Genomic DNA, 20,235 nt, shown 5'->3' with positions numbered 1-20,235 from the left:
GGCTGAAACAGTCCCCTGGGGGCTGTAACGCCCGCGCACCGAAGAGCGATCATCCATCCGGGTGGTCGCTCTTCGGCGTTCCGGGGGCGTGGCCACGGTTGCCTTGCACCCGCGTACGCGGGGGGTATGGTGATCTTCGTCGTGTCTCCGGGAACCCCCGTTCGGGCAAGGGGGCCTTGACGAACCGCACGCAGCGCGCAATTCTCAGGACGCGTCGTCACAAGGATCCGAATCCGAGGCATGGATCGACGGCGAAGAGGGCAGTATCACCGTGCGTTGAGGGCCAGCAGACCGAGGGCGTTGAGAGCAACGAGGGTCGCAAAGAACCCGCACTGGACATCAGTGTGCCAAGTGGCTACACTGACCCTTTGCGCTGCCTGTTAGCTGTCCCCTGCCCGTCACCAGGGGCATGCCCTCGCCTTGACACCGACTACAGACATCTCTGACCTGGGATCTCTGTCTCTGTGTGGGGGGAGGGGCCGGTACGCGCGTAGTGAGTCCGAGCCCTCGGAAGGACCCCCTCTTGGCCGCCTCGCGCAACGCCTCGACCGCGAATACGAACAACGCTGCCAGCACCGCCCCGCTGCGCATCTCCTTTGCAAAGATCAAGGAGCCCCTCGAGGTTCCGAACCTTCTCGCGCTGCAAACCGAGAGCTTCGACTGGCTGCTCGGCAACGACGCGTGGAAGGCTCGCGTCGAGGAGGCTCTCGAGAACGGTCAGGATGTCCCCACCAAGTCCGGCCTCGAGGAGATCTTCGAGGAGATCTCCCCGATCGAGGACTTCTCCGGGTCGATGTCGCTGACCTTCCGCGACCACCGTTTCGAGCCGCCGAAGAACAGCATCGACGAGTGCAAGGAGCGCGACTTCACGTACGCGGCTCCGCTCTTCGTGACGGCCGAGTTCACCAACAACGAGACCGGCGAGATCAAGTCCCAGACGGTCTTCATGGGCGACTTCCCGCTCATGACCAACAAGGGCACCTTCGTCATCAACGGCACCGAGCGTGTCGTCGTGTCGCAGTTGGTCCGTTCCCCGGGTGTCTACTTCGACTCCAGCATCGACAAGACGTCCGACAAGGACATCTTCTCCGCCAAGATCATCCCGTCCCGGGGTGCCTGGCTGGAGATGGAGATCGACAAGCGCGACATGGTCGGCGTCCGTATCGACCGCAAGCGCAAGCAGTCGGTGACCGTCCTCCTCAAGGCGCTCGGCTGGACGACCGAGCAGATCCTCGAGGAGTTCGGCGAGTACGAGTCCATGCGCGCCACCCTGGAGAAGGACCACACCCAGGGCCAGGACGACGCGCTGCTCGACATCTACCGCAAGCTGCGTCCGGGCGAGCCCCCCACGCGTGAGGCCGCGCAGACGCTCCTTGAGAACCTCTACTTCAACCCCAAGCGCTACGACCTCGCGAAGGTCGGCCGCTACAAGGTCAACAAGAAGCTGGGTGCGGACGCCCCGCTCGACGCGGGCATCCTGACCGTCGAGGACATCATCTCGACGATCAAGTACCTGGTGAAGCTGCACGCCGGTGAGACCGAGACGGTCGGCGACAGCGGCGAGTCGATCGTCGTCGAGACCGACGACATCGACCACTTCGGCAACCGTCGTCTGCGCAGCGTCGGCGAGCTCATCCAGAACCAGGTCCGTACGGGCCTGGCGCGTATGGAGCGCGTCGTCCGCGAGCGCATGACGACTCAGGACGTCGAGGCGATCACGCCGCAGACGCTGATCAACATCCGGCCGGTCGTCGCCTCCATCAAGGAGTTCTTCGGCACCAGCCAGCTGTCGCAGTTCATGGACCAGAACAACCCGCTGTCCGGGCTGACGCACAAGCGTCGTCTGTCCGCGCTCGGCCCGGGTGGTCTGTCCCGTGAGCGGGCCGGCTTCGAGGTCCGTGACGTGCACCCGTCGCACTACGGCCGTATGTGCCCGATCGAGACCCCCGAAGGCCCGAACATCGGTCTGATCGGCTCGCTCGCCTCCTACGGTCGCGTCAACGCGTTCGGTTTCGTCGAGACCCCGTACCGCAAGGTCGTCGAGGGCCAGGTCACCGACGAGGTGGACTACCTGACCGCCGACGAGGAGGACCGCTTCGTCATCGCGCAGGCCAACGCCACGCTCACCGATGACCTGCGGTTCGCCGAGGCCCGCGTCCTGGTCCGCCGCCGTGGTGGCGAGGTCGACTACGTCGCGCCCGACGACGTGAACTACATGGACGTCTCGCCGCGCCAGATGGTGTCGGTCGCGACCGCCATGATCCCGTTCCTCGAGCACGACGACGCCAACCGTGCCCTCATGGGCGCGAACATGATGCGTCAGGCCGTGCCGCTGATTAAGTCCGAGTCCCCGCTCGTCGGCACCGGCATGGAGTACCGCTCCGCCGTCGACGCCGGCGACGTGGTCAAGGCCGAGAAGGCGGGTGTGGTCCAGGAGGTCTCCGCGGACTACATCACCACCGCCAACGACGACGGCACGTACATCACGTACCGCCTGGCCAAGTTCGCCCGCTCCAACCAGGGCACCTCGGTCAACCAGAAGGTCATCGTCAACGAGGGCGACCGGATCATCGAGGGCCAGGTCCTCGCCGACGGTCCGGCCACCCAGAACGGCGAGATGGCGCTGGGCAAGAACCTGCTCGTGGCGTTCATGCCGTGGGAGGGTCACAACTACGAGGACGCGATCATCCTGTCGCAGCGCCTCGTGCAGGACGACGTCCTCTCCTCGATCCACATCGAGGAGCACGAGGTCGACGCCCGTGACACCAAGCTCGGCCCCGAGGAGATCACCCGGGACATCCCGAACGTCTCCGAGGAGGTCCTCGCCGACCTCGACGAGCGCGGCATCATCCGTATCGGTGCCGAGGTCATCGCCGGTGACATCCTCGTCGGCAAGGTCACCCCGAAGGGTGAGACCGAGCTGACGCCCGAGGAGCGCCTGCTGCGCGCCATCTTCGGTGAGAAGGCCCGTGAGGTCCGTGACACCTCGCTGAAGGTGCCGCACGGCGAGACCGGCAAGGTCATCGGCGTGCGCGTCTTCGACCGCGAGGAGGGCGACGAGCTTCCCCCCGGTGTGAACCAGCTGGTGCGCGTCTACGTCGCGCAGAAGCGCAAGATCACCGACGGTGACAAGCTCGCCGGCCGTCACGGCAACAAGGGTGTCATCTCCAAGATCCTGCCCATCGAGGACATGCCGTTCCTCGAGGACGGGACCCCGGTCGACATCATCCTCAACCCGCTCGGTGTGCCGTCCCGAATGAACCCGGGACAGGTGCTGGAGATCCACCTCGGCTGGCTCGCCAGCCGCGGCTGGGACGTCTCCGGTCTCGCCGACGAGTGGGCCCAGCGCCTGCAGGCCATCGGCGCCGACCAGGTCGCCCCGGGCACCAACGTCGCCACCCCGGTGTTCGACGGTGCGCGTGAGGACGAGCTGGCGGGTCTGCTGCAGCACACCATCCCGAACCGCGACGGCGAGCGCATGGTGCTCCCGTCCGGCAAGGCGCGGCTGTTCGACGGCCGTAGCGGTGAGCCGTTCCCGGACCCGATCTCGGTCGGCTACATGTACATCCTGAAGCTGCACCACCTGGTCGACGACAAGCTGCACGCCCGTTCGACCGGTCCGTACTCGATGATCACCCAGCAGCCGCTGGGTGGTAAGGCCCAGTTCGGTGGCCAGCGGTTCGGTGAGATGGAGGTGTGGGCCCTCGAGGCCTACGGCGCCGCGTACGCCCTCCAGGAACTGCTGACCATCAAGTCCGACGACGTCACCGGCCGCGTGAAGGTCTACGAGGCCATCGTCAAGGGCGAGAACATCCCTGAGCCCGGCATCCCCGAGTCCTTCAAGGTGCTCATCAAGGAGATGCAGTCCCTGTGCCTCAACGTGGAGGTGCTGTCCTCGGACGGCATGTCCATCGAGATGCGCGACACCGACGAGGACGTCTTCCGCGCTGCGGAGGAGCTCGGCATCGACCTGTCCCGGCGCGAGCCGAGCAGCGTCGAAGAGGTCTGACGGGAGTCCGGCGGGCCTTGAGCGATCAAGGCCCGCCGGCCCCGGGACCCCCGTTTCAGACCCCAAGACTTACAACCCTGAGAGGGATTGACGCATAGTGCTCGACGTCAACTTCTTCGACGAGCTCCGGATCGGTCTGGCTACCGCTGACGACATCCGTCAGTGGAGCCACGGCGAGGTCAAGAAGCCCGAGACCATCAACTACCGCACCCTCAAGCCCGAGAAGGACGGACTCTTCTGCGAGAAGATCTTCGGTCCGACCCGGGACTGGGAGTGCTACTGCGGCAAGTACAAGCGCGTCCGCTTCAAGGGCATCATCTGTGAGCGCTGCGGCGTCGAGGTGACCCGCGCCAAGGTGCGCCGTGAGCGGATGGGCCACATTGAGCTGGCCGCCCCCGTCACGCACATCTGGTACTTCAAGGGCGTCCCCAGCCGGCTGGGCTACCTGCTCGACCTGGCTCCCAAGGACCTCGAGAAGGTCATCTACTTCGCGGCGTACATGATCACGTACGTCGACGAGGAGCGCCGTACGCGTGACCTGCCCTCCCTGGAGGCGCACGTCTCCGTCGAGCGGCAGCAGATCGAGAACCGCCGGGACGCCGACCTGGAGGCCCGCGCCAAGAAGCTCGAGACCGACCTGGCCGAGCTCGAGGCCGAGGGCGCCAAGGCCGACGTGCGCCGCAAGGTGCGCGAAGGCGCCGAGCGCGAGATGAAGCAGCTGCGCGACCGCGCCCAGCGCGAGATCGACCGTCTCGACGAGGTGTGGACCCGCTTCAAGAACCTCAAGGTCCAGGACCTCGAGGGCGACGAGCTGCTCTACCGCGAGCTGCGTGACCGCTTCGGCACGTACTTCGACGGCTCGATGGGTGCCGCGGCGCTGCAGAAGCGCCTGGAGTCCTTCGACCTCGACGAGGAGGCCGAGCGGCTCCGCGAGATCATCCGCACCGGCAAGGGCCAGAAGAAGACCCGTGCGCTCAAGCGCCTCAAGGTCGTCTCCGCGTTCCTGCAGACCAGCAACAGCCCCAAGGGCATGGTGCTCGACTGCGTGCCGGTCATCCCGCCGGACCTGCGTCCGATGGTGCAGCTGGACGGTGGCCGTTTCGCGACCTCCGACCTGAACGACCTGTACCGCCGTGTCATCAACCGGAACAACCGCCTGAAGCGCCTTCTCGACCTCGGTGCGCCCGAGATCATCGTGAACAACGAGAAGCGCATGCTCCAGGAGGCCGTGGACGCGCTGTTCGACAACGGCCGTCGTGGCCGTCCGGTCACCGGTCCCGGTAACCGCCCGCTGAAGTCCCTCAGCGACATGCTGAAGGGCAAGCAGGGTCGATTCCGTCAGAACCTGCTCGGCAAGCGTGTGGACTACTCCGCGCGTTCCGTGATCGTCGTCGGTCCGCAGCTGAAGCTGCACCAGTGCGGTCTGCCGAAGGCGATGGCGCTGGAGCTGTTCAAGCCGTTCGTGATGAAGCGCCTGGTCGACCTGAACCACGCGCAGAACATCAAGAGCGCCAAGCGCATGGTCGAGCGCGGCCGCACCGTGGTGTACGACGTCCTCGAAGAGGTCATCGCCGAGCACCCGGTGCTGCTGAACCGTGCGCCCACCCTGCACCGCCTCGGCATCCAGGCCTTCGAGCCGCAGCTGGTCGAGGGCAAGGCCATCCAGATCCACCCGCTCGTCTGCACCGCGTTCAACGCGGACTTCGACGGTGACCAGATGGCCGTGCACCTGCCGCTGTCCGCGGAGGCGCAGGCCGAGGCCCGCATCCTGATGCTGTCCTCGAACAACATCCTCAAGCCCGCCGACGGCCGTCCGGTGACGATGCCGACCCAGGACATGGTCCTCGGTCTGTTCTTCCTCACCACCGACGGTGAGATGCGGGACGTCAAGGGTGAGGACCGCTCCTTCTCCTCCGTCGCCGAGGCGATCATGGCCTTCGACGCGGGCGAGCTCTCGCTCCAGTCGAGGATCGACATCCGCTTCCCGGTCGGCACCATCCCGCCGCGCGGCTGGACCCCGCCGGCGCAGGAGGAGGGCGAGCCGGAGTGGCAGCAGGGTGACAGCTTCCGTCTGAAGACCACGCTGGGTCGTGCGCTCTTCAACGAGCTGCTGCCCGAGGACTACCCGTTCGTCGACTACGAGGTCGGCAAGAAGCAGCTCTCCGAGATCGTCAACGACCTCGCCGAGCGCTACCCGAAGGTCATCGTGGCGGCGACGCTCGACAACCTGAAGGCGGCCGGCTTCTACTGGGCCACCCGTTCCGGCGTCACCGTCGCCATCTCCGACGTCGTCGTTCCCGAGGCGAAGAAGGAGATCGTCAAGGGCTACGAGGCGCAGGACGAGAAGGTCCAGAAGCAGTACGAGCGCGGTCTGATCACCAAGGACGAGCGCACGCAGGAGCTCATCGCGATCTGGACCAAGGCGACCAACGAGGTCGCCGAGGCGATGAACGACAACTTCCCGAAGACCAACCCGATCTTCATGATGGTGAACTCGGGTGCACGAGGCAACATGATGCAGATGCGTCAGATCGCCGGTATGCGTGGTCTGGTGTCGAACGCGAAGAACGAGACGATCCCGCGTCCGATCAAGGCGTCGTTCCGTGAGGGTCTGTCCGTGCTGGAGTACTTCATCTCCACCCACGGTGCCCGTAAGGGTCTGGCGGACACCGCTCTGCGTACCGCCGACTCGGGTTACCTCACCCGTCGTCTGGTCGACGTCTCCCAGGACGTCATCATCCGCGAGGAGGACTGCGGCACCGACCGTGGCCTCAAGCTGGCGATCGCCGAGCGCGGCGACGACGGTGTCCTGCGCAAGACGGGCAACGTCGAGACGTCGGTGTACGCGCGCTGCCTCGCCGAGGACATCGTGGTCGACGGCAAGGTGCTGGCCCCGGCCGGTACCGACCTCGGCGACGTGCTCATCGACGAGCTGGTCAAGCACGGCGTGGAGACGGTCAAGACCCGCTCGGTCCTGACCTGCGAGTCCGCCGTCGGCACCTGCGCCATGTGCTACGGCCGCTCGCTGGCCACCGGCAAGCTGGTCGACATCGGTGAGGCGGTCGGCATCATCGCCGCCCAGTCCATCGGTGAGCCCGGTACCCAGCTGACGATGCGTACCTTCCACACCGGTGGTGTGGCCGGTGACGACATCACCCAGGGTCTGCCGCGTGTCGTCGAGCTCTTCGAGGCCCGTACCCCGAAGGGTGTCGCCCCGATCTCCGAGGCCTCCGGCCGCGTGCGGATCGAGGAGACCGAGAAGACCAAGAAGATCGTCATCACGCCGGACGACGGCAGCGACGAGACGGCCTACCCGATCTCGAAGCGTGCTCGACTCCTGGTCAGCGAGGGCGAGCACGTCGAGGTGGGTCAGAAGCTCACCGTGGGTGCCACCAACCCGCACGACGTGCTGCGCATCCTGGGCCAGCGTGCCGTCCAGGTCCACCTGGTCGGCGAGGTCCAGAAGGTGTACAACTCGCAGGGTGTGTCGATCCACGACAAGCACATCGAGATCATCATCCGGCAGATGCTGCGCCGCGTGACGATCATCGAGTCCGGCGACGCCGAGCTGCTGCCCGGCGAGCTGGTCGAGCGCTCGAAGTTCGAGCAGGAGAACCGTCGTGTGGTCCAGGAGGGCGGTCACCCGGCCTCCGGTCGTCCGCAGCTCATGGGTATCACCAAGGCCTCGCTGGCCACGGAGTCCTGGCTGTCGGCGGCGTCCTTCCAGGAGACGACCAGGGTGCTCACGGACGCGGCGATCAACGCCAAGTCCGACTCCCTGATCGGCCTCAAGGAGAACGTCATCATCGGTAAGCTCATCCCGGCCGGTACGGGTCTGTCCCGCTACCGCAACATCCGGGTCGAGCCGACCGAGGAGGCGAAGGCCGCGATGTACTCGGCCGTCGGCTACGACGACATCGACTACTCGCCGTTCGGCACGGGCTCCGGCCAGGCCGTTCCGCTGGAGGACTACGACTACGGTCCGTACAACCAGTAAGCGGGCATGAGTCGAAGGGCGGTCCCCCCGTACGTGACGTACGGGGGGACCGCCCTTCGGCGTGTTCACCGTCCGGTCAGCTCCCAGAGGGCGACGGCCGCCGTCGCCATCGCGGCCAGGGCGCCGATGCTGGCGATCGGCCAACGGGAGCGTTCCAGGGCGTCGAGGCGCTGTTCGTGGTCGGCGAGCTGCTTGTCGGTCTGGTCGCTGCGCTGCACCAGCAGCGCGAGCTGGCCGTCGGCGCGGGCGAAGCCGGCCTCGACGGTGCCGCGCAGCCGCTCCAGTTCGACGGCGACGACGGCCGGGTCGGAGAGGGAGGGGGATTCGTTCACGCGCTGCTCTTTTCGGTCGGTGGGGCGTCCGTGCGCAGCCACGCGGGCAGCAGGGACTGGACCGCGGGGACGGCCATGGCCCGGGTGACGCCCGCCGCCACGGTCAGGGCGCCGGCCACCCAGGGCAGCGTCGCGGGGACGCCGACGGCGTCGACGACCGCCGGGAGCAGGACGCACAGGCCGACAGCGGACTGCACGACGGTACGGAGGGTTCGCTTGGCGGCGTCTGACACGGCGACCTCGTTTCTCGAAGGACGTTCGGGGGACTTTCCGGCGGGGCCGGGGCGCTCGGCAGGGTGTCTTCAGGAGCTGTACGGGACCTTGAGCGCCGCCCAGGACTTGGCGCCGGGCCAGCCGTCGGCGGCGGCGCCGGTGTAGCCGAGCCTGCGCTGCCACTTGGCGTACGACCTGCGGTCGGCCTCGGTCCACTGCGGGCCGGGGCCGTCCTCGTACGCGGAGCAGCCGACCGCCACCAGGCGCTTGCCCATGGCGGTGACGATCGCCGACCGGGGCTGCTTCCGGAACCACGCGGCGCCCGGGAAGGGCTGGTGGACGGGCTGGACGGCACCGGTGCCGGGGGTGGCCGGTGCCCTGGTCAGCCGGGCGGCGACGCGGGCGCGCAGATCCGTCATGGCGAAGCCGCGCGGATCGATCTTGGCGCTGGTCCACTCCTTGTGGCCGATGACCGAACGGGCGCTCCAGCCGTGCGCCCGGCACAGGGCGGCACAGGCGCGCACGATGGCCTCCAGCTGGGCCTCGGGCCACGGGTCCTTGCCGTCGCCGAGGTTGACGCATTCGAAGCCGTAGAAGTGGGCGTTGCCGTCCGTGGTGCGCTGGTTCGGGGCGGGCAGGGTGGCGCGTTCGGCGGCGACCGCGGCGAGGACGTCGGGGTCGCCGACGCCGGCGTGGTTGGCCCGGCCGTTGCCGACGAGGTGGACCGTGCCGTCCTTGGCGATCACGCCGTGGCAGAGCGGGCCGGGCAGGTCGGCGTGGCCGTTGAAGCACAGGCTGACGGTGGCGCTGGTGCCGGTGGTGACGGTGTGGTGGACGATGACGCCGTTGACGGGGCCCCAGCTTCCCTTGTGGTTGCGGTTGTTGGTGCGCCAGCCGGCGTGTTCGACGACGGTGACGCCCTCGGCCCGCAGGGCGGACGCGAGGGCGGTGGCGGAGAGGGGGTTGGCCATGGGCGGTGCCTCCCTGGGGGCGGTGCGGGCATGAGAAAACCCCGGCCGCGGGAGTGGCTCGGGGTGCGTGGGGTGACCGGGGCGTGGGTCAGAGGCCGGTGCCGGGGTCCGTCTCACCTCCGGTCTCGGTGGAGGTGTCACCGCCGGTGCCGGTGTCGGTCTCGTCGCCGGTGCCCGTGTCGGTCTCGCCGCCCCCGGTGTCCGGGTCGCCGTCGTCGCCGCCCTCGTCCGTCGCCCACGCGGCGCACAGCGCGACGTACGCCGCCCGGTTGGCCCGGAAGTCGGCCAGTGCCGCGGCGACCGCTCGCTGCACGGCCGTCTGGTCGGGGACGACCGGGGCCGTTCCGACGGGCATGACCGTGACCCTGCCGGTGCCGCGCAGCAGGGCCCCGTTGTCGCCGGTCTCGGTGAACTGGGCGGTGATGTTGACGGGGGAGTAGGTCCCGGTGATCGAGTCCGGCGCGATGATGCTGTTGAGGCTGGTGTCGGAGACGTTGACGTGGATGGTGTGGCCGGCCTCGGTGAGGGTGGCGCGGCCGGCGTAGTCGATCGCGACGCCCCAGGGCTGGCTGGTGTCGATGTCCATGGTGCGGTGCCTTCCTCGGGGTCAGCTCTGGCGGCCGTGCATGAGCACGGGATTGGCGTAGACGGTGCCGGTCGTGGCCCTGGCCTGGATCTCGAACTTGACCGTCGTGCCGTAGACCGACGGGAAGTCGCTGCTGATCGGCCCGGTGTGGTCGAAGTCCGTGCCGGCGGCGACGACCGTGCCCCACTCGGCGCCGTTGACGAGCACCTGGACCGAGCCGGCGCCGCCGGAGCTGACCTTGGTGCTGACGATGAGCCGCATCTTGGGCTGCCAGACGACGTTGTACGACATCGCGACGGTGGTCCAGGCGGTCGCCGTGGTCTGCGGCCAGCGGGCGGTCGAGCTGTCCTGCGGGGGCAGCATGGTCATCCAGGGCCGGGCGATGCCGCCGGTGTTGACGTCGTCGGCGAAGATCTCCCGGCCGCCGTTGTCGAAGATCCGCAGCGGCTGGAGCGAGGTGCTGGAGCCGTCGCCGTTGTGCAGGCTCAGGGCGAGGGAACCGGTCTGGCGGCGGATGGCCAGGCCGTACTCGTCGCCGCTCCACGATCCGACGGCGAACACGGCCGGACCGCCGTCCGGCGGCCGTACGGCCAGGTAGCCGCCGTCGGTGATCTCGACCCCGCCGCCGGAGACCTTGTTGAGTGCCGGCCGGCTGTTGACGGCCGTCGACAGCTGCTGGATCCGGCGTTCCATCTGGGTCAGCCGGTCGATGATGTCTTCGGGGAGCTGGGGCATCAGGCCTCCTCCAGGTAGAGCTCGGCGGTGTCGGGCCGGCCGCGCTGGGCCGGGCTGACCTTGACCCCGATGATCCGGTAGCGGGCGTCGAGGCCCTCGGTCCACCACTCGTCGGTGATCCGGATGCGCACGGTCCGGCCGAGCAGCGCGGGCGGCACCAGGTCGTCGAGACGGACGGTGATCTCGGGGATGACCACCGCGCCGGTGGCCGAGGCGAGTTCGGCGCCGGCCAGGGCGTTCAGGGTGGCGCCGTCGGTGATCTCGTTGTGGTCGGAGGACAGGTCGATGCGCGGGTAGCCGGCGCCGGTATCGCCGATCAGCTCCGTGGCGACCGCGACCCGGGAGGCCAGCGGCCGGGACTCCTCGGCCTGGTTGGTGTTGGTGGAGGCGCCGCGGGCACGGGCGGTGGTGCCGCCACGGGTGGCGTCGCGCGGGAAGGAGTACGACAGGATCGTGCCCGGCCGGTCCATGACCAGGTCGCTGGTGCCGATCTCGATCTTCGGGCTGCCCAGTCGCAGCCGGCGCACGCGCGCGCCGGTGGCCGGGTCGCGGTAGACGGCGATGTGGTGCTCGAAGCCGTTCTCCAGGCCGGCGAGCGCGTCGATCGCCTCCAGGTAGACGGTCTCGTCGCCGTCCCGGTAGGTGACCGTCCGTTTCACGCCGGAGTGCTCGTCGCCGTAGGTGACGCCGATGTTGCCGCCGGGCAGCGCGTTCTGCAGGTCGGTCCACAGGCCCCGGACGATGTCCAGCTGGTACCTGTTCTTGAACTCCAGTTTGTACAGGGGGTCGTAGACGGGGGTGGCGGCCCGGATGCGGCGGCGGCCCGCGTAGGACTCGAAGGTGGCCGCCTGGATGCCGAGGGTGAGGACGCCCCGGTCGTCGCTCTGCAGGGTGGACGTCCAGATGATGCCGCCCCACCACAGGTCGTTGCCGCGCTGGAGGTAGACCGAGGTGCGGCCCTCCTCGATGCGGCGGACGCGGACGGCCATCTCCTCGTTGGGCACGGGGATCGTGCCCGAGAGCGAGCCGGCCTTGCCGATGTAGTCGTCGACGGTGACGTCGCGCAGGGGCAGGATGTCGATGGTGCGGTCGGTGAGCAGGTCGCAGAAGATCGCCCGGTAGGGGCTGGTGGTCGTCATGACGCGGCCTCGTAGGTGGCGGTGCCCCGGATGGTGTTGCCGCTCGCCCAGGTCCAGGGCGTCAGGGCGTCCACGGAGCCGGTGTTGGCGAAGGCGGTGGCGTTGGGCCGGCCCGTGGACACCTGCATCTCGAAGGTGGTGGCGGTGCCGCAGTACATCCGTGCCAGCGCACGGGTCTCGTTGGCGGCGCCCAGCTCGGCGAAGCCGATCTGCGGGTGGGTCGCCGACGCGGCCACCGGCAGCGAGAAGCGCCAGTTGTCCGAGGTGGTGGGGCTGGTGCCGTAGGTGGTGGTGCTGCCGAACGTGATCGAGAAGTGGAGGTGCACGGTGGTGCCGAACTTCACGTACCGGCAGTTGAGCGAGGCGTTGCCGTAGGCGGGCGTGGCGGCGCCGGAGTTGGTGGTCCACGCCGGGGTCCAGCTCTGCCAGGTGGGCAGGACCGGGTAGTCGGCCCAGGCGGTGCCGTTCCAGCGCTGGAGCTGGCCGCCGAGGTCGCGGTACTGGCCGGGATAGGAGCCGTTGGTGGTGTCGGTGGTGACGGGCAGGATGCCGCCGACCGCGACCGTGGCCGTACGGCGCCCGGTGACCGCCGTGTTCCACGCGATGCCGCCCGCGCCCGCGCTCGCGCCCGCCGGCACCAGGACCTCGTACAGCGGAAGGGACAGGCCGGGCGCGGCGGGAACCGCCGGGAGGGCGGCGGCCGTGCCCTCGACGATCTCGACGACGGCCTCGTGACGGCCGGAGCCGTCGTAGGTGTCGTCGTGGACGCGCAGGACGACCAGGTCGATGCGGCTGTACTGGGCGTTGCCGTCGGCGAAGGTGAGGGGCAGGTACTCGGTCAGCGCGACCGGGTAGGCGCCCCGGGCGTCGGTGCTCTGCACGACGGCCCGGCCGGGGCTGACCGTGGCGCTCATGGTGCCGGTCGTGCCGGTCAGCGTGAAGCCGGAGATGCGGTACTGGCCGTCGGCCGAGCCCGGCAGGATGCCGGAGCGGGTGGCGACGGGCGAGGTCGGGGTGAGGGCGCCGAGCGAGACGAGCCGGGTGTCCTCGCGGGACTGGCCGTCGGGGGACAGCCATCCGGAGCGTACGGGCATGTCGACTCCTTTCCGTGAGGGGGCGGATCAGTTGATCGGGTCGACGCGCAGGAAGATGCTGTCGAACCAGCAGGCCACCGCGGCGTCGCTGGAGCGGTGCATGGCGGTCATCGTGTAGACCGTGCCGGGCGTGAGGTTGTACAGCCGCCACATCGTCGCGACCGAGGCGCCGACCGCGCCGCCGTACACGGCCGCGTACTCGTCGTTCGGCGCGAAGGTCACCGTGCCGCCCTGGCTGATCTGCGGGGCCATGTACGCGGTGGCGGTGCTGCTGTCCTTCGTCGTCATGCGGGCGCCGAAGTGCAGCAGGACCGCGCCGGTGCCCGGAGCGGTGAAGTTCAGGGACAGCGCGGTGACCGCCGTGTCGCTCAGGGCGGCCGTGTACGTGGTCGACGTGGTGTACCCGGCGTCCAGGGACCCCGTGTACAGGGGCGTCACCACGGCCGGCACCCACACCGAGCCGTTCCAGCGCTGGAGGACGCCGGTGGACGACTCGCGGTACTGGCCGGTGTAGCTGCCGGTGGTGACCGCGCCGGCGGGCGCGATGCCGCCGACGCCCTTGGGGTACGGCACCCAGGCGGTGCCGTTCCAGCGCTGGAGCGTGTCGTTGACGTCCCGGTACTGGCCGGGGTAGCCGCCGGGCGCGGTGTCGTCGGAGCGGGTCGGGAGGATGCCGCCGACCGCGACGGTGGTGGGGCGCAGGTCGACGCGGGCGCTGTCCCAGTCGATGCCGCCGTTGCCGGCGCTCCGGCCGGCCGGGACGGCGACGGTGAACAGCGCCAGCGAGGTGTCGGGGGCCGTGGGCGCGACGGGCTGGGCCGCCGCCTGGCCCCGGACGATCTCGACGGCGGCCTCGTAGCGGCCGGAGCCGTCGTGGTCGTGGTCGTGGATCCGCAGGACGACCAGGTCGATCCGGCCGTACTGCGGGTCGCCGTCGGCGAAGGTGAGCGGGACCGGTTCGGTGACGGCGACCGGGTAGGCGCCGCGGGCGACCGTCGACTGGATCACGGCCCGGCCGACGCCGACGGTGGCGGACATGGTCCCGGCCGTGCCGGCCAGCCACAGGCCGGTGACCCGGTACTGGCCGCCCTCGGAGCCGGGCAGGACGCCGGAGCGCCCCTTGATGTCGGTGACCGGGGTGACGGCGCCGACCTGGGTGACCCGGGTGTCCTGCCGGGTCTGGCCGTCGGGGGACAGCCAGGCGGAGCGTGCGTTCATGGCGAGTCCTTCGAGGTGCGGCCGGATCAGGAGGCGGATTCGTAGGTGCCGTGGATGGAGAGCACGTCGCCGGCCGCCCACGCGAACGGGAAGCCCTTGTCCCAGAAGGCGTTGGCCTGCTTCAGGGACTCGCGCAGGTTGCGCACGGTGCCGCCGCCCGTGACCGACAGCAGCCCGCTGCCCGGGTACTGCAGGCCCGTGGAGGTGTCGAAGCCGAGCACGTTCAGCACCCGGCCGTCCAGCTTCCAGGTCGAGGAGACCGGCGCGACCGGCAGGGTGAAGTTCCAGTTGCCGTTGGCGGCCTGCGCCGCCAGGTTGGTCGTCGAACCGATCTTGAGGTAGATCCGGACGTGCACGAGGGTGCCCATCTTCACGTACGAGCCGGCGAGGGTGCCGTTGCCGACGGTGGGGGCGGTGCCCGTCTCCGCGCCCCACTTGGGCGTGTAGTCGGTCCAGGTCGGCACCGGCTGGTACGGCACCCACGTCGAGCCGTTCCAGCGCTGGAGCTGCCCGGTGGAGCTGTCGCGGTACTGGCCGGTGTAGCTGGCCGTGGTGACCGTGCCGGCCGGGGCGATGCCGCCCAGCGCGCTCGGGTACGACACCCAGGCGGAGCCGTCCCAGCGCTGGAGCGCGCCGCCGGCGTCGCGGTACTGGCCCGGGTAGGCGCCGTTGCCGGTGTCGCCGACCACGGGCAGGATGCCGCCGACCGCGACGGTCGGGACGCGCAGGTCCAGGGCGTCGTTGTTCCAGTTGATGCCGCCGTTGCCGGCGCTGACGCCGGCCCGGACCCGGACCCGGTAGATCGGCAGCACGATGTCCGGCAGGGCGGGCTCCACCGGGTTGGTGTCCGGCGTGCCCTGGACGATCTCGACGGCGGCCTTGGTGAGACCGGACTCGTCGTAGAGGTCGTCATAGATCCGCAGGACGACCATGTCGTAGCGGTCCTGCGCCTGGCCGGCGGCGAAGGTGAGGGGGAACGGCTCGGCCAGCGCGACCGGGTAGGCGCCCTGGCCGCCGTCGGCCTGGATGACGGCCCGGCCCTCGTGGACGGTCGCGGACATGCTGCCCGCGTGGCCCTCCATCCAGAAGCCCGACAGGCGGTACTGGCCGTCGTAGGAGCCGGGGAGGATGCCGGAACGGACCTGGAGGGGATTGGCCGGGGTGGTCGCGCCGATCTGGGTCAGACGGGTGTCCTCGCGGGTCTGGCCGGTCTCGGCCACCCATGAGCTGCGCAGGTTCATCTGCGGGTCTCCTGTGGTCTGCGGAAGGGACAGGGAAGCCGAAGGCCCGTCAGGACCTGAGCCATTCGGCCGTGAGGTTGGTGGCGTAGCCGGAGCCGCCGAGGGTGGTGATGGTGGAGCCCGACTGCTGCAGCCCGTAGAGGGCGAGCTTGTCTCCGGCGGTCATCCGGAGCAGGCAGCTGCCGCCGACGCTGGTCGCGCCCGGACCCGCGCCGATCAGCCAGGTGCCCCGCGGGACGCCGGAGCCGTTCTGGTAGATGCGCGCGCCGCGGTTGCCGGAGGTGGCCTCCGTGTACCAGGTGATGGAGCAGGACACCCGCCACCAGCCGGTCCTGGGCACCGTGTAGGTGTTCGAGCCCGACCAGCCGGCCGCGTCGTCCACGTCGGTGCTCTGCATGCTGATCTGCGTCCACGCGCCGGTGGGCACCGACTGCGCGGTGGTCTGCGAGACGCTGAGCAGCACGGTCGTACGGCCCTCCGCGTACCGCCAGGCGGAGCCGTCCCAGCGCTGGAGCAGTCCGGCGGCGTCCTCGCGGTACTGGCCGGCGTAGCTTCCGGTGGTGAGCGTGCCGGCCGGGGCGATGCCGCCGACGCCCTTCGGGTACGGCACCCAGGCGGTGCCGTACCAGCGCTCCAGGACGCCCGCGTTGTCCCGGTACTGTCCGGCGTACGCGCCGTCGAAGCCGCTCGCCGGGACGATCCCGCCGAGGGCCACCGTCGGGTACCGCAGGCTGGTGACCGCGCTCTCCCAGGCCAGGCCGCCGGAACCGGCGGAGGCCCCGGCGGGCACCCTGATCTGGTAGAGCGGCAGGGCGCTGCCGTCGGGGCTGCTCGGTGCCACGGGGGTGGCCGCCGGGGCGCCCCTGACCAGGCGGACGACGGCCTCCGTGGCGCCGGTGCCGTCGTGGACGTCGTCCCGCACGACCAGTTCGACGAGGTCGATACGGCTGTACAGGGCGTCCCCGTCGGTGACCGTCAGGGTCTCCGGCTCGGTCACGGCCACCGGGTAGGCGCCCTGGGCGGTCCGGCCGCCCTGTACGAAGGCGCGGCCGGTGCCGACGGTGAAGGTCATGCCGCCGGTGGTGCCGGTGAGGGCGAAGCCGCCGGGGACGATGCCGCCCCGGGCCTTGAGCGGGATGTTCTCCGCCACCAGGCCGTTCGGGGTGAGCAGACCGGACAGCGTGACCCGGGTGTCCTCCCGGGTCTGGCCGATCTCGGTGAGCCAGGATGCTCGTACGGTCATCGGATCACCACTCCGCCCCGCGCCAGCGGACGGTCATCCGGGCGCCCGTGTCGTACGTGTCCGGCCGGAACGCCAGCTGGGCACGGCCCGGCTCGAAGGCGAACAGTTCCTCGGGGCTGCTGTCGGCGTCGGCGGTGTTGCGGCGGGAGGCGGTGCCGTTGAGCGTGACCGTGCCGGCGGCGGTGTCGACGACGAGCTCGTCGCCGGCGGTGAGGGTGATCAGGTAGCGCAGCCGGCGGGCGGAGGCGCGGTCGGTCACCGTCGGGTTGACGCACGGACCGGTGAAGGCGATCACTGGATGGGTGGGCGCGGAGCCGGTGTTGTCGGCGTTCACATCACCGGTGGAGGCCGTCTGGCCCCAGTACAGCGGCCAGGTCAGCGGCCAGGTCAGACCGCTTTCCGGCTGCGGGGCGCCGGTGACCGCGGTCTGCTCGGTGACCGAGTAGCGGCGCGGGTCGGTGGCGTACCACTGCACGGACGCCCGGGAGACGCCCTGCGTGGTGTACGTCCGGTCGGCGGCCAGCACGCGCTGGCTGACCCGGGCCCGCACGGCCAGGGTCTCGCCGTGCAGCCGTACCGCCAGCCAGCGCTCGGAGTCGCCGAGCATCAGCGCCTGGCGCAGGGCGCGCATCGCGGCGAGCGAGGAGGCGGCCTCGTCCTGCTGGGGGACGGTCCACACCGTGCCGCCGATCTTGCGCGGCCTGGCGTAGCGGGCACCGGGCCAGGCGCCGTGCGCGGTGGGGTGGTCGGCGTCGGAGGCGTCGTACTCCGGCAGGTCCTCCCAGCCGCTCAGGCCCGCACGGTCGATCTCGTACGGGGTGCCGGGGCCCATCAGCAGTCCGGCCCACTGCATCTGCCCGTCGCGGGTGATGAGTGAGCCGGGGGCCACGTCTTCGGTGTATGCGGTTGTCGTCGTCTCGGCCATGGGGCCGTCACCTCACTGTCATGTGCAGGCGTGAGCGGATGCGAGGAAGAGCAGGTCTTCCGCGGTGCCTCGGGCGCCGGCGCCCCGGCTCTCGTGGAACTCCTTGATGTGGTACCGGTGTTCACCGGCGGTCCGGTGTCTGCGGGCGAGCTCCCGCCGGCGTTCCAGCGCGCTCAGCGGCAGCACCTTGCCGGCCTGGCGGGAGGCGCCGGGGACGGCGACACCGCCCTCGGCGAGCATCGGGATCCTGTCCAGGTCCACGCCGAACTTCTTGCCGAGGATCGAGAAGCTCAGGGAGTTGAGCTTGTCGATGACCCAGTTGGCGAAGGCGATCAGCCCCTGGATCGGGCCCTTGACCACGCCGGCGACGGTCTGCGCGCCGGTGGTGACGAACTTCCCCAGCGCGTCCAGGGTGCTGGAGGTGGCCTCCTTGACCCGGGTGAACATCCGGGGGATGTCCTGGGTGATCCACCGCAGGGCGGGCTTGACCGCGTCCTTGAACCCCCGCCAGACCGACGACACCTTGCCGCTGAGTGCCCGGGTGTCCCCGGTGGTCAGCGCCTTCAGCACGGCGAACCCGGTGCCGACGAGGGCACCGATGGCGGTGAGCGCGGTGGTGATCACCCCGAGGTAGCCGGTGACGTACGTGTTCAGCGCGCTCGCGATGCCCTTGAGCAGCGGGGTCATGACGGTCAGATAGCCCTCGACGTACTTCAGGACGAGGGTGGCGAGCTGTTCCATCAGCCGTTGCCCGGTCTCGGAGTTCATCGCGAGAGCGATCAGCCAGCCGGCGACCGGGAGAAGGAGCCCGGTGACGAAGCCGATGGGGTTGGCGCGGGTGAGGGCGTTGATGACGAGCATGACGCCCGCGCCGATGGTCATGGCGGTGCCGAAGGCGCCGAGGGCGGGGCCGAGGAGCCCGGCGACGCCGATGAGGCCGCCTACCAGGGCCACCACGCCGCCTGCCGCCGCCAGGAGCTTGCGGACGGAACGGGTGGAGCCCCTGGCCTTGCCGCCGACGGACTTCACACCGGTGGCCGCGGTGGTCGCGGTCTTGCCGGCCTTGGCCACTGAGCGGGCGGCGGCGTCGGCGTTGGCCTTGGTCCGGCGTACGGCGGTGGCGGTCTGGTCGGTGGCGGAGCGGACGCCGGCGGTGCCGGTGGCGGCCTTCTTGACGCCCTCGGTCAGCGAGCGCAGCGTGTTGCCGCTCCCCGCGACGCCGGCCCGGAAGGAACGGAGGGCCGAGGCGACGCCGGCGAACAGGTCGGCGGGCCCCGCCGCTGTCACGACGGCACTCATCCGCGTGCCTTCGCCAGGAACATCAGCGCGTCGGCGGTCCGCTGCGGGCTGCTGTTCTCCGCCGCGTGGTAGTGCTCGATGTGCAGCGCGCCGCCACCCCTCCCGGCGGCCCCGGCGTACGCCGAACCCTGGGCGGCGGCCCGCCGCAGCAGCCGGTCGAGCTTGCTCAGCGGCAGGACGGCCTCCGCCTCACCGGCCTCGGCGAGGATCGCCGGGACACCGCCGGAGCGGGGCATGACGACACCGCCGGTGGCCAGCATGGGGATCTTCGGCAGGCTGACGCCGAAGGTCTTGCCGCCGACGCCCGGGACCCAGCCGGGGATCGAGACCTTGATGCCGTTGAGGGCGCCGATGGCGCGGTTGATGATGCCGATGACCGCGTTGATCGGGCCCTTCACCGCGCTCTTGATGCCGTCGAAGGCCCGGCTCGCGATGCCCTTGAGGCCGCCCCAGATGCTGGACAGCTTGTCCTTGACGGCCCGGAAGGCGTTCGGGATCGCCGACTTGACCCAGTTGACGACCGGGGAGATGACGGCCTTGATGCCCTTCCAGACGCTGGAGACGACCGTCTTGATCGCCTTCAGCGCGGTGCTGATGACCTTCTTCCAGATGTTGACGTAGGTCTTGATGACGGTGGCGACGGCCTTCACGACCTTGGAGATCGCCGTCTTGATGCCGTTCCAGACCGACTTGATCAGCTTGGCGGCGTTCTTCATGATCGGCCCGATGGCCTTCATGACGCTGCTGATCACCGACTTGATCACGCCGAAGGCGGTCTGCAGGACCTTCTGCATGGTCTTCGACCTGGTCGCCATCTCGACGACCTTCTCGATGAGCGGCATGAGCAGGTCCATGAGCATGCCGAAGAAGTTGCCCTTCATCGACTTGTTCATCTTGTCCTGGCCTTTGGCCGCCTTGCTCGCCCCGGACTCGTACTTGCCGAGGTTCTTGCCGGCCGTGGAACCGGTCTTCCCGGCTTTGGAGATGGACTTCTCGGCCTGGTCGGAGGCGGTCTTGAGGTCCTTCAGTTCCTTCTCGGCCTCCTGGGCCGAGCTCTTCAGGCGCTTGAGTTCGCCCGCGCCGGAACCTGCCTTGCTCTTCAGGGTGTCGACGGCGCGGCCGGCGCCGTCCGCCTGGGTCTTGAAGTTCTTGAGTGTCGACGACGTGTTCTGCAGTGAACGGGAAAGGGACATGGATACGGAGCTCCCTGGTGTCGGCGGTCAGATGAAGGGC

15 protein-coding genes are annotated in these 20,235 nt (G+C 69.7%); 2 read left to right on the top strand and 13 right to left on the bottom strand.

Annotation, left to right across the window (positions count from 1 at the left end):
- Positions 1-523 precede the first annotated feature (523 nt).
- Complete coding sequence (gene rpoB, locus ACIBBD_RS31935) at positions 524-4,009, top strand: DNA-directed RNA polymerase subunit beta (protein ID WP_399423051.1); 3,486 nt, start codon at positions 524-526, stop codon at positions 4,007-4,009.
- A gap of 97 nt (positions 4,010-4,106) precedes the next feature.
- Entirely contained in the window at positions 4,107-8,006 is a 3,900-nt protein-coding gene (locus ACIBBD_RS31930; RefSeq protein WP_399423050.1) for a DNA-directed RNA polymerase subunit beta', read from the top strand.
- Positions 8,007-8,071: 65 nt separating this feature from the next.
- Here ACIBBD_RS31930 and ACIBBD_RS31925 read toward each other — a convergent pair whose 3' ends face one another.
- The 13 genes from ACIBBD_RS31925 to ACIBBD_RS31865 all read right to left on the bottom strand — a co-directional run bounded on the left by ACIBBD_RS31925 (position 8,072) and on the right by ACIBBD_RS31865 (position 20,195).
- Positions 8,072-8,338, bottom strand: coding sequence for a hypothetical protein (locus ACIBBD_RS31925; protein WP_399423049.1), 267 nt, complete (start codon positions 8,336-8,338; stop codon positions 8,072-8,074).
- Positions 8,335-8,571 carry a hypothetical protein gene (locus tag ACIBBD_RS31920; protein WP_399423048.1) on the bottom strand — a complete coding sequence of 79 codons (237 nt, stop codon included), beginning with the start codon at positions 8,569-8,571 and terminating at the stop codon, positions 8,335-8,337. The genes ACIBBD_RS31925 and ACIBBD_RS31920 overlap by 4 nt, the downstream gene beginning before the upstream one ends.
- A 69-nt stretch (positions 8,572-8,640) precedes the next feature.
- Positions 8,641-9,522, bottom strand: coding sequence for a peptidoglycan-binding protein (locus tag ACIBBD_RS31915; RefSeq protein ID WP_399423047.1), 882 nt, complete (start codon positions 9,520-9,522; stop codon positions 8,641-8,643).
- A gap of 88 nt (positions 9,523-9,610) precedes the next feature.
- Positions 9,611-10,108 carry an ATP-binding protein gene (locus ACIBBD_RS31910; RefSeq protein WP_399423046.1) on the bottom strand — a complete coding sequence of 166 codons (498 nt, stop codon included), beginning with the start codon at positions 10,106-10,108 and terminating at the stop codon, positions 9,611-9,613.
- Positions 10,109-10,129: 21 nt separating this feature from the next.
- Positions 10,130-10,843, bottom strand: coding sequence for a hypothetical protein (locus tag ACIBBD_RS31905; RefSeq protein WP_399423045.1), 714 nt, complete (start codon positions 10,841-10,843; stop codon positions 10,130-10,132).
- Positions 10,843-11,982: a hypothetical protein gene (locus ACIBBD_RS31900; RefSeq protein WP_399423044.1), complete on the bottom strand. Its 1,140-nt coding sequence runs from the start codon at positions 11,980-11,982 to the stop codon at positions 10,843-10,845. The genes ACIBBD_RS31905 and ACIBBD_RS31900 overlap by 1 nt, the downstream gene beginning before the upstream one ends.
- Positions 11,979-13,076 carry a hypothetical protein gene (locus tag ACIBBD_RS31895; protein WP_399423043.1) on the bottom strand — a complete coding sequence of 366 codons (1,098 nt, stop codon included), beginning with the start codon at positions 13,074-13,076 and terminating at the stop codon, positions 11,979-11,981. Before ACIBBD_RS31895 ends, ACIBBD_RS31900 begins: the two co-directional genes overlap by 4 nt.
- Positions 13,077-13,103: 27 nt before the next feature.
- On the bottom strand, positions 13,104-14,294 hold the full coding sequence (locus ACIBBD_RS31890; protein WP_399423042.1) for a hypothetical protein: 1,191 nt from the start codon (positions 14,292-14,294) through the stop codon (positions 13,104-13,106).
- A gap of 26 nt (positions 14,295-14,320) precedes the next feature.
- Complete coding sequence (locus ACIBBD_RS31885) at positions 14,321-15,535, bottom strand: hypothetical protein (protein ID WP_399423041.1); 1,215 nt, start codon at positions 15,533-15,535, stop codon at positions 14,321-14,323.
- 49 nt (positions 15,536-15,584) lie between these two features.
- Positions 15,585-16,778 (bottom strand): hypothetical protein, encoded by a 1,194-nt coding sequence (locus tag ACIBBD_RS31880; RefSeq protein WP_399423040.1) that lies wholly within the window; start codon positions 16,776-16,778, stop codon positions 15,585-15,587.
- A gap of 4 nt (positions 16,779-16,782) precedes the next feature.
- Entirely contained in the window at positions 16,783-17,703 is a 921-nt protein-coding gene (locus tag ACIBBD_RS31875; RefSeq protein WP_399423039.1) for a phage distal tail protein, read from the bottom strand.
- A gap of 18 nt (positions 17,704-17,721) precedes the next feature.
- Positions 17,722-19,002: a tape-measure protein gene (locus ACIBBD_RS31870; protein ID WP_399423038.1), complete on the bottom strand. Its 1,281-nt coding sequence runs from the start codon at positions 19,000-19,002 to the stop codon at positions 17,722-17,724.
- Complete coding sequence (locus tag ACIBBD_RS31865) at positions 18,999-20,195, bottom strand: phage tail protein (RefSeq protein ID WP_399423037.1); 1,197 nt, start codon at positions 20,193-20,195, stop codon at positions 18,999-19,001. Before ACIBBD_RS31865 ends, ACIBBD_RS31870 begins: the two co-directional genes overlap by 4 nt.
- Positions 20,196-20,235 lie beyond the last annotated feature (40 nt).

The organism is Streptomyces sp. NPDC051315, assembly GCF_044455165.1.
Taxonomy (GTDB): domain Bacteria; phylum Actinomycetota; class Actinomycetes; order Streptomycetales; family Streptomycetaceae; genus Streptomyces.
The sequence above is the reverse complement of the archived record's forward strand: the minus strand, read 5'-3'. Positions and strand labels throughout refer to the sequence as shown.

What these genes read in the sequence shown, in the direction of transcription:
- ACIBBD_RS31870 (WP_399423038.1), bottom strand. Translation starts at nt 19,002, where the DNA reads ATGAGTGCCGTCGTGACAGCGGCGGGGCCCGCCGACCTGTTCGCCGGC.
- ACIBBD_RS31900 (WP_399423044.1), bottom strand. Translation starts at nt 11,982, where the DNA reads ATGACGACCACCAGCCCCTACCGGGCGATCTTCTGCGACCTGCTCACC.
- ACIBBD_RS31880 (WP_399423040.1), bottom strand. Translation starts at nt 16,778, where the DNA reads ATGACCGTACGAGCATCCTGGCTCACCGAGATCGGCCAGACCCGGGAG.
- ACIBBD_RS31915 (WP_399423047.1), bottom strand. Translation starts at nt 9,522, where the DNA reads ATGGCCAACCCCCTCTCCGCCACCGCCCTCGCGTCCGCCCTGCGGGCC.
- ACIBBD_RS31885 (WP_399423041.1), bottom strand. Translation starts at nt 15,535, where the DNA reads ATGAACCTGCGCAGCTCATGGGTGGCCGAGACCGGCCAGACCCGCGAG.
- ACIBBD_RS31905 (WP_399423045.1), bottom strand. Translation starts at nt 10,843, where the DNA reads ATGCCCCAGCTCCCCGAAGACATCATCGACCGGCTGACCCAGATGGAA.
- ACIBBD_RS31865 (WP_399423037.1), bottom strand. Translation starts at nt 20,195, where the DNA reads ATGTCCCTTTCCCGTTCACTGCAGAACACGTCGTCGACACTCAAGAAC.
- ACIBBD_RS31890 (WP_399423042.1), bottom strand. Translation starts at nt 14,294, where the DNA reads ATGAACGCACGCTCCGCCTGGCTGTCCCCCGACGGCCAGACCCGGCAG.
- ACIBBD_RS31875 (WP_399423039.1), bottom strand. Translation starts at nt 17,703, where the DNA reads ATGGCCGAGACGACGACAACCGCATACACCGAAGACGTGGCCCCCGGC.
- ACIBBD_RS31895 (WP_399423043.1), bottom strand. Translation starts at nt 13,076, where the DNA reads ATGCCCGTACGCTCCGGATGGCTGTCCCCCGACGGCCAGTCCCGCGAG.
- ACIBBD_RS31910 (WP_399423046.1), bottom strand. Translation starts at nt 10,108, where the DNA reads ATGGACATCGACACCAGCCAGCCCTGGGGCGTCGCGATCGACTACGCC.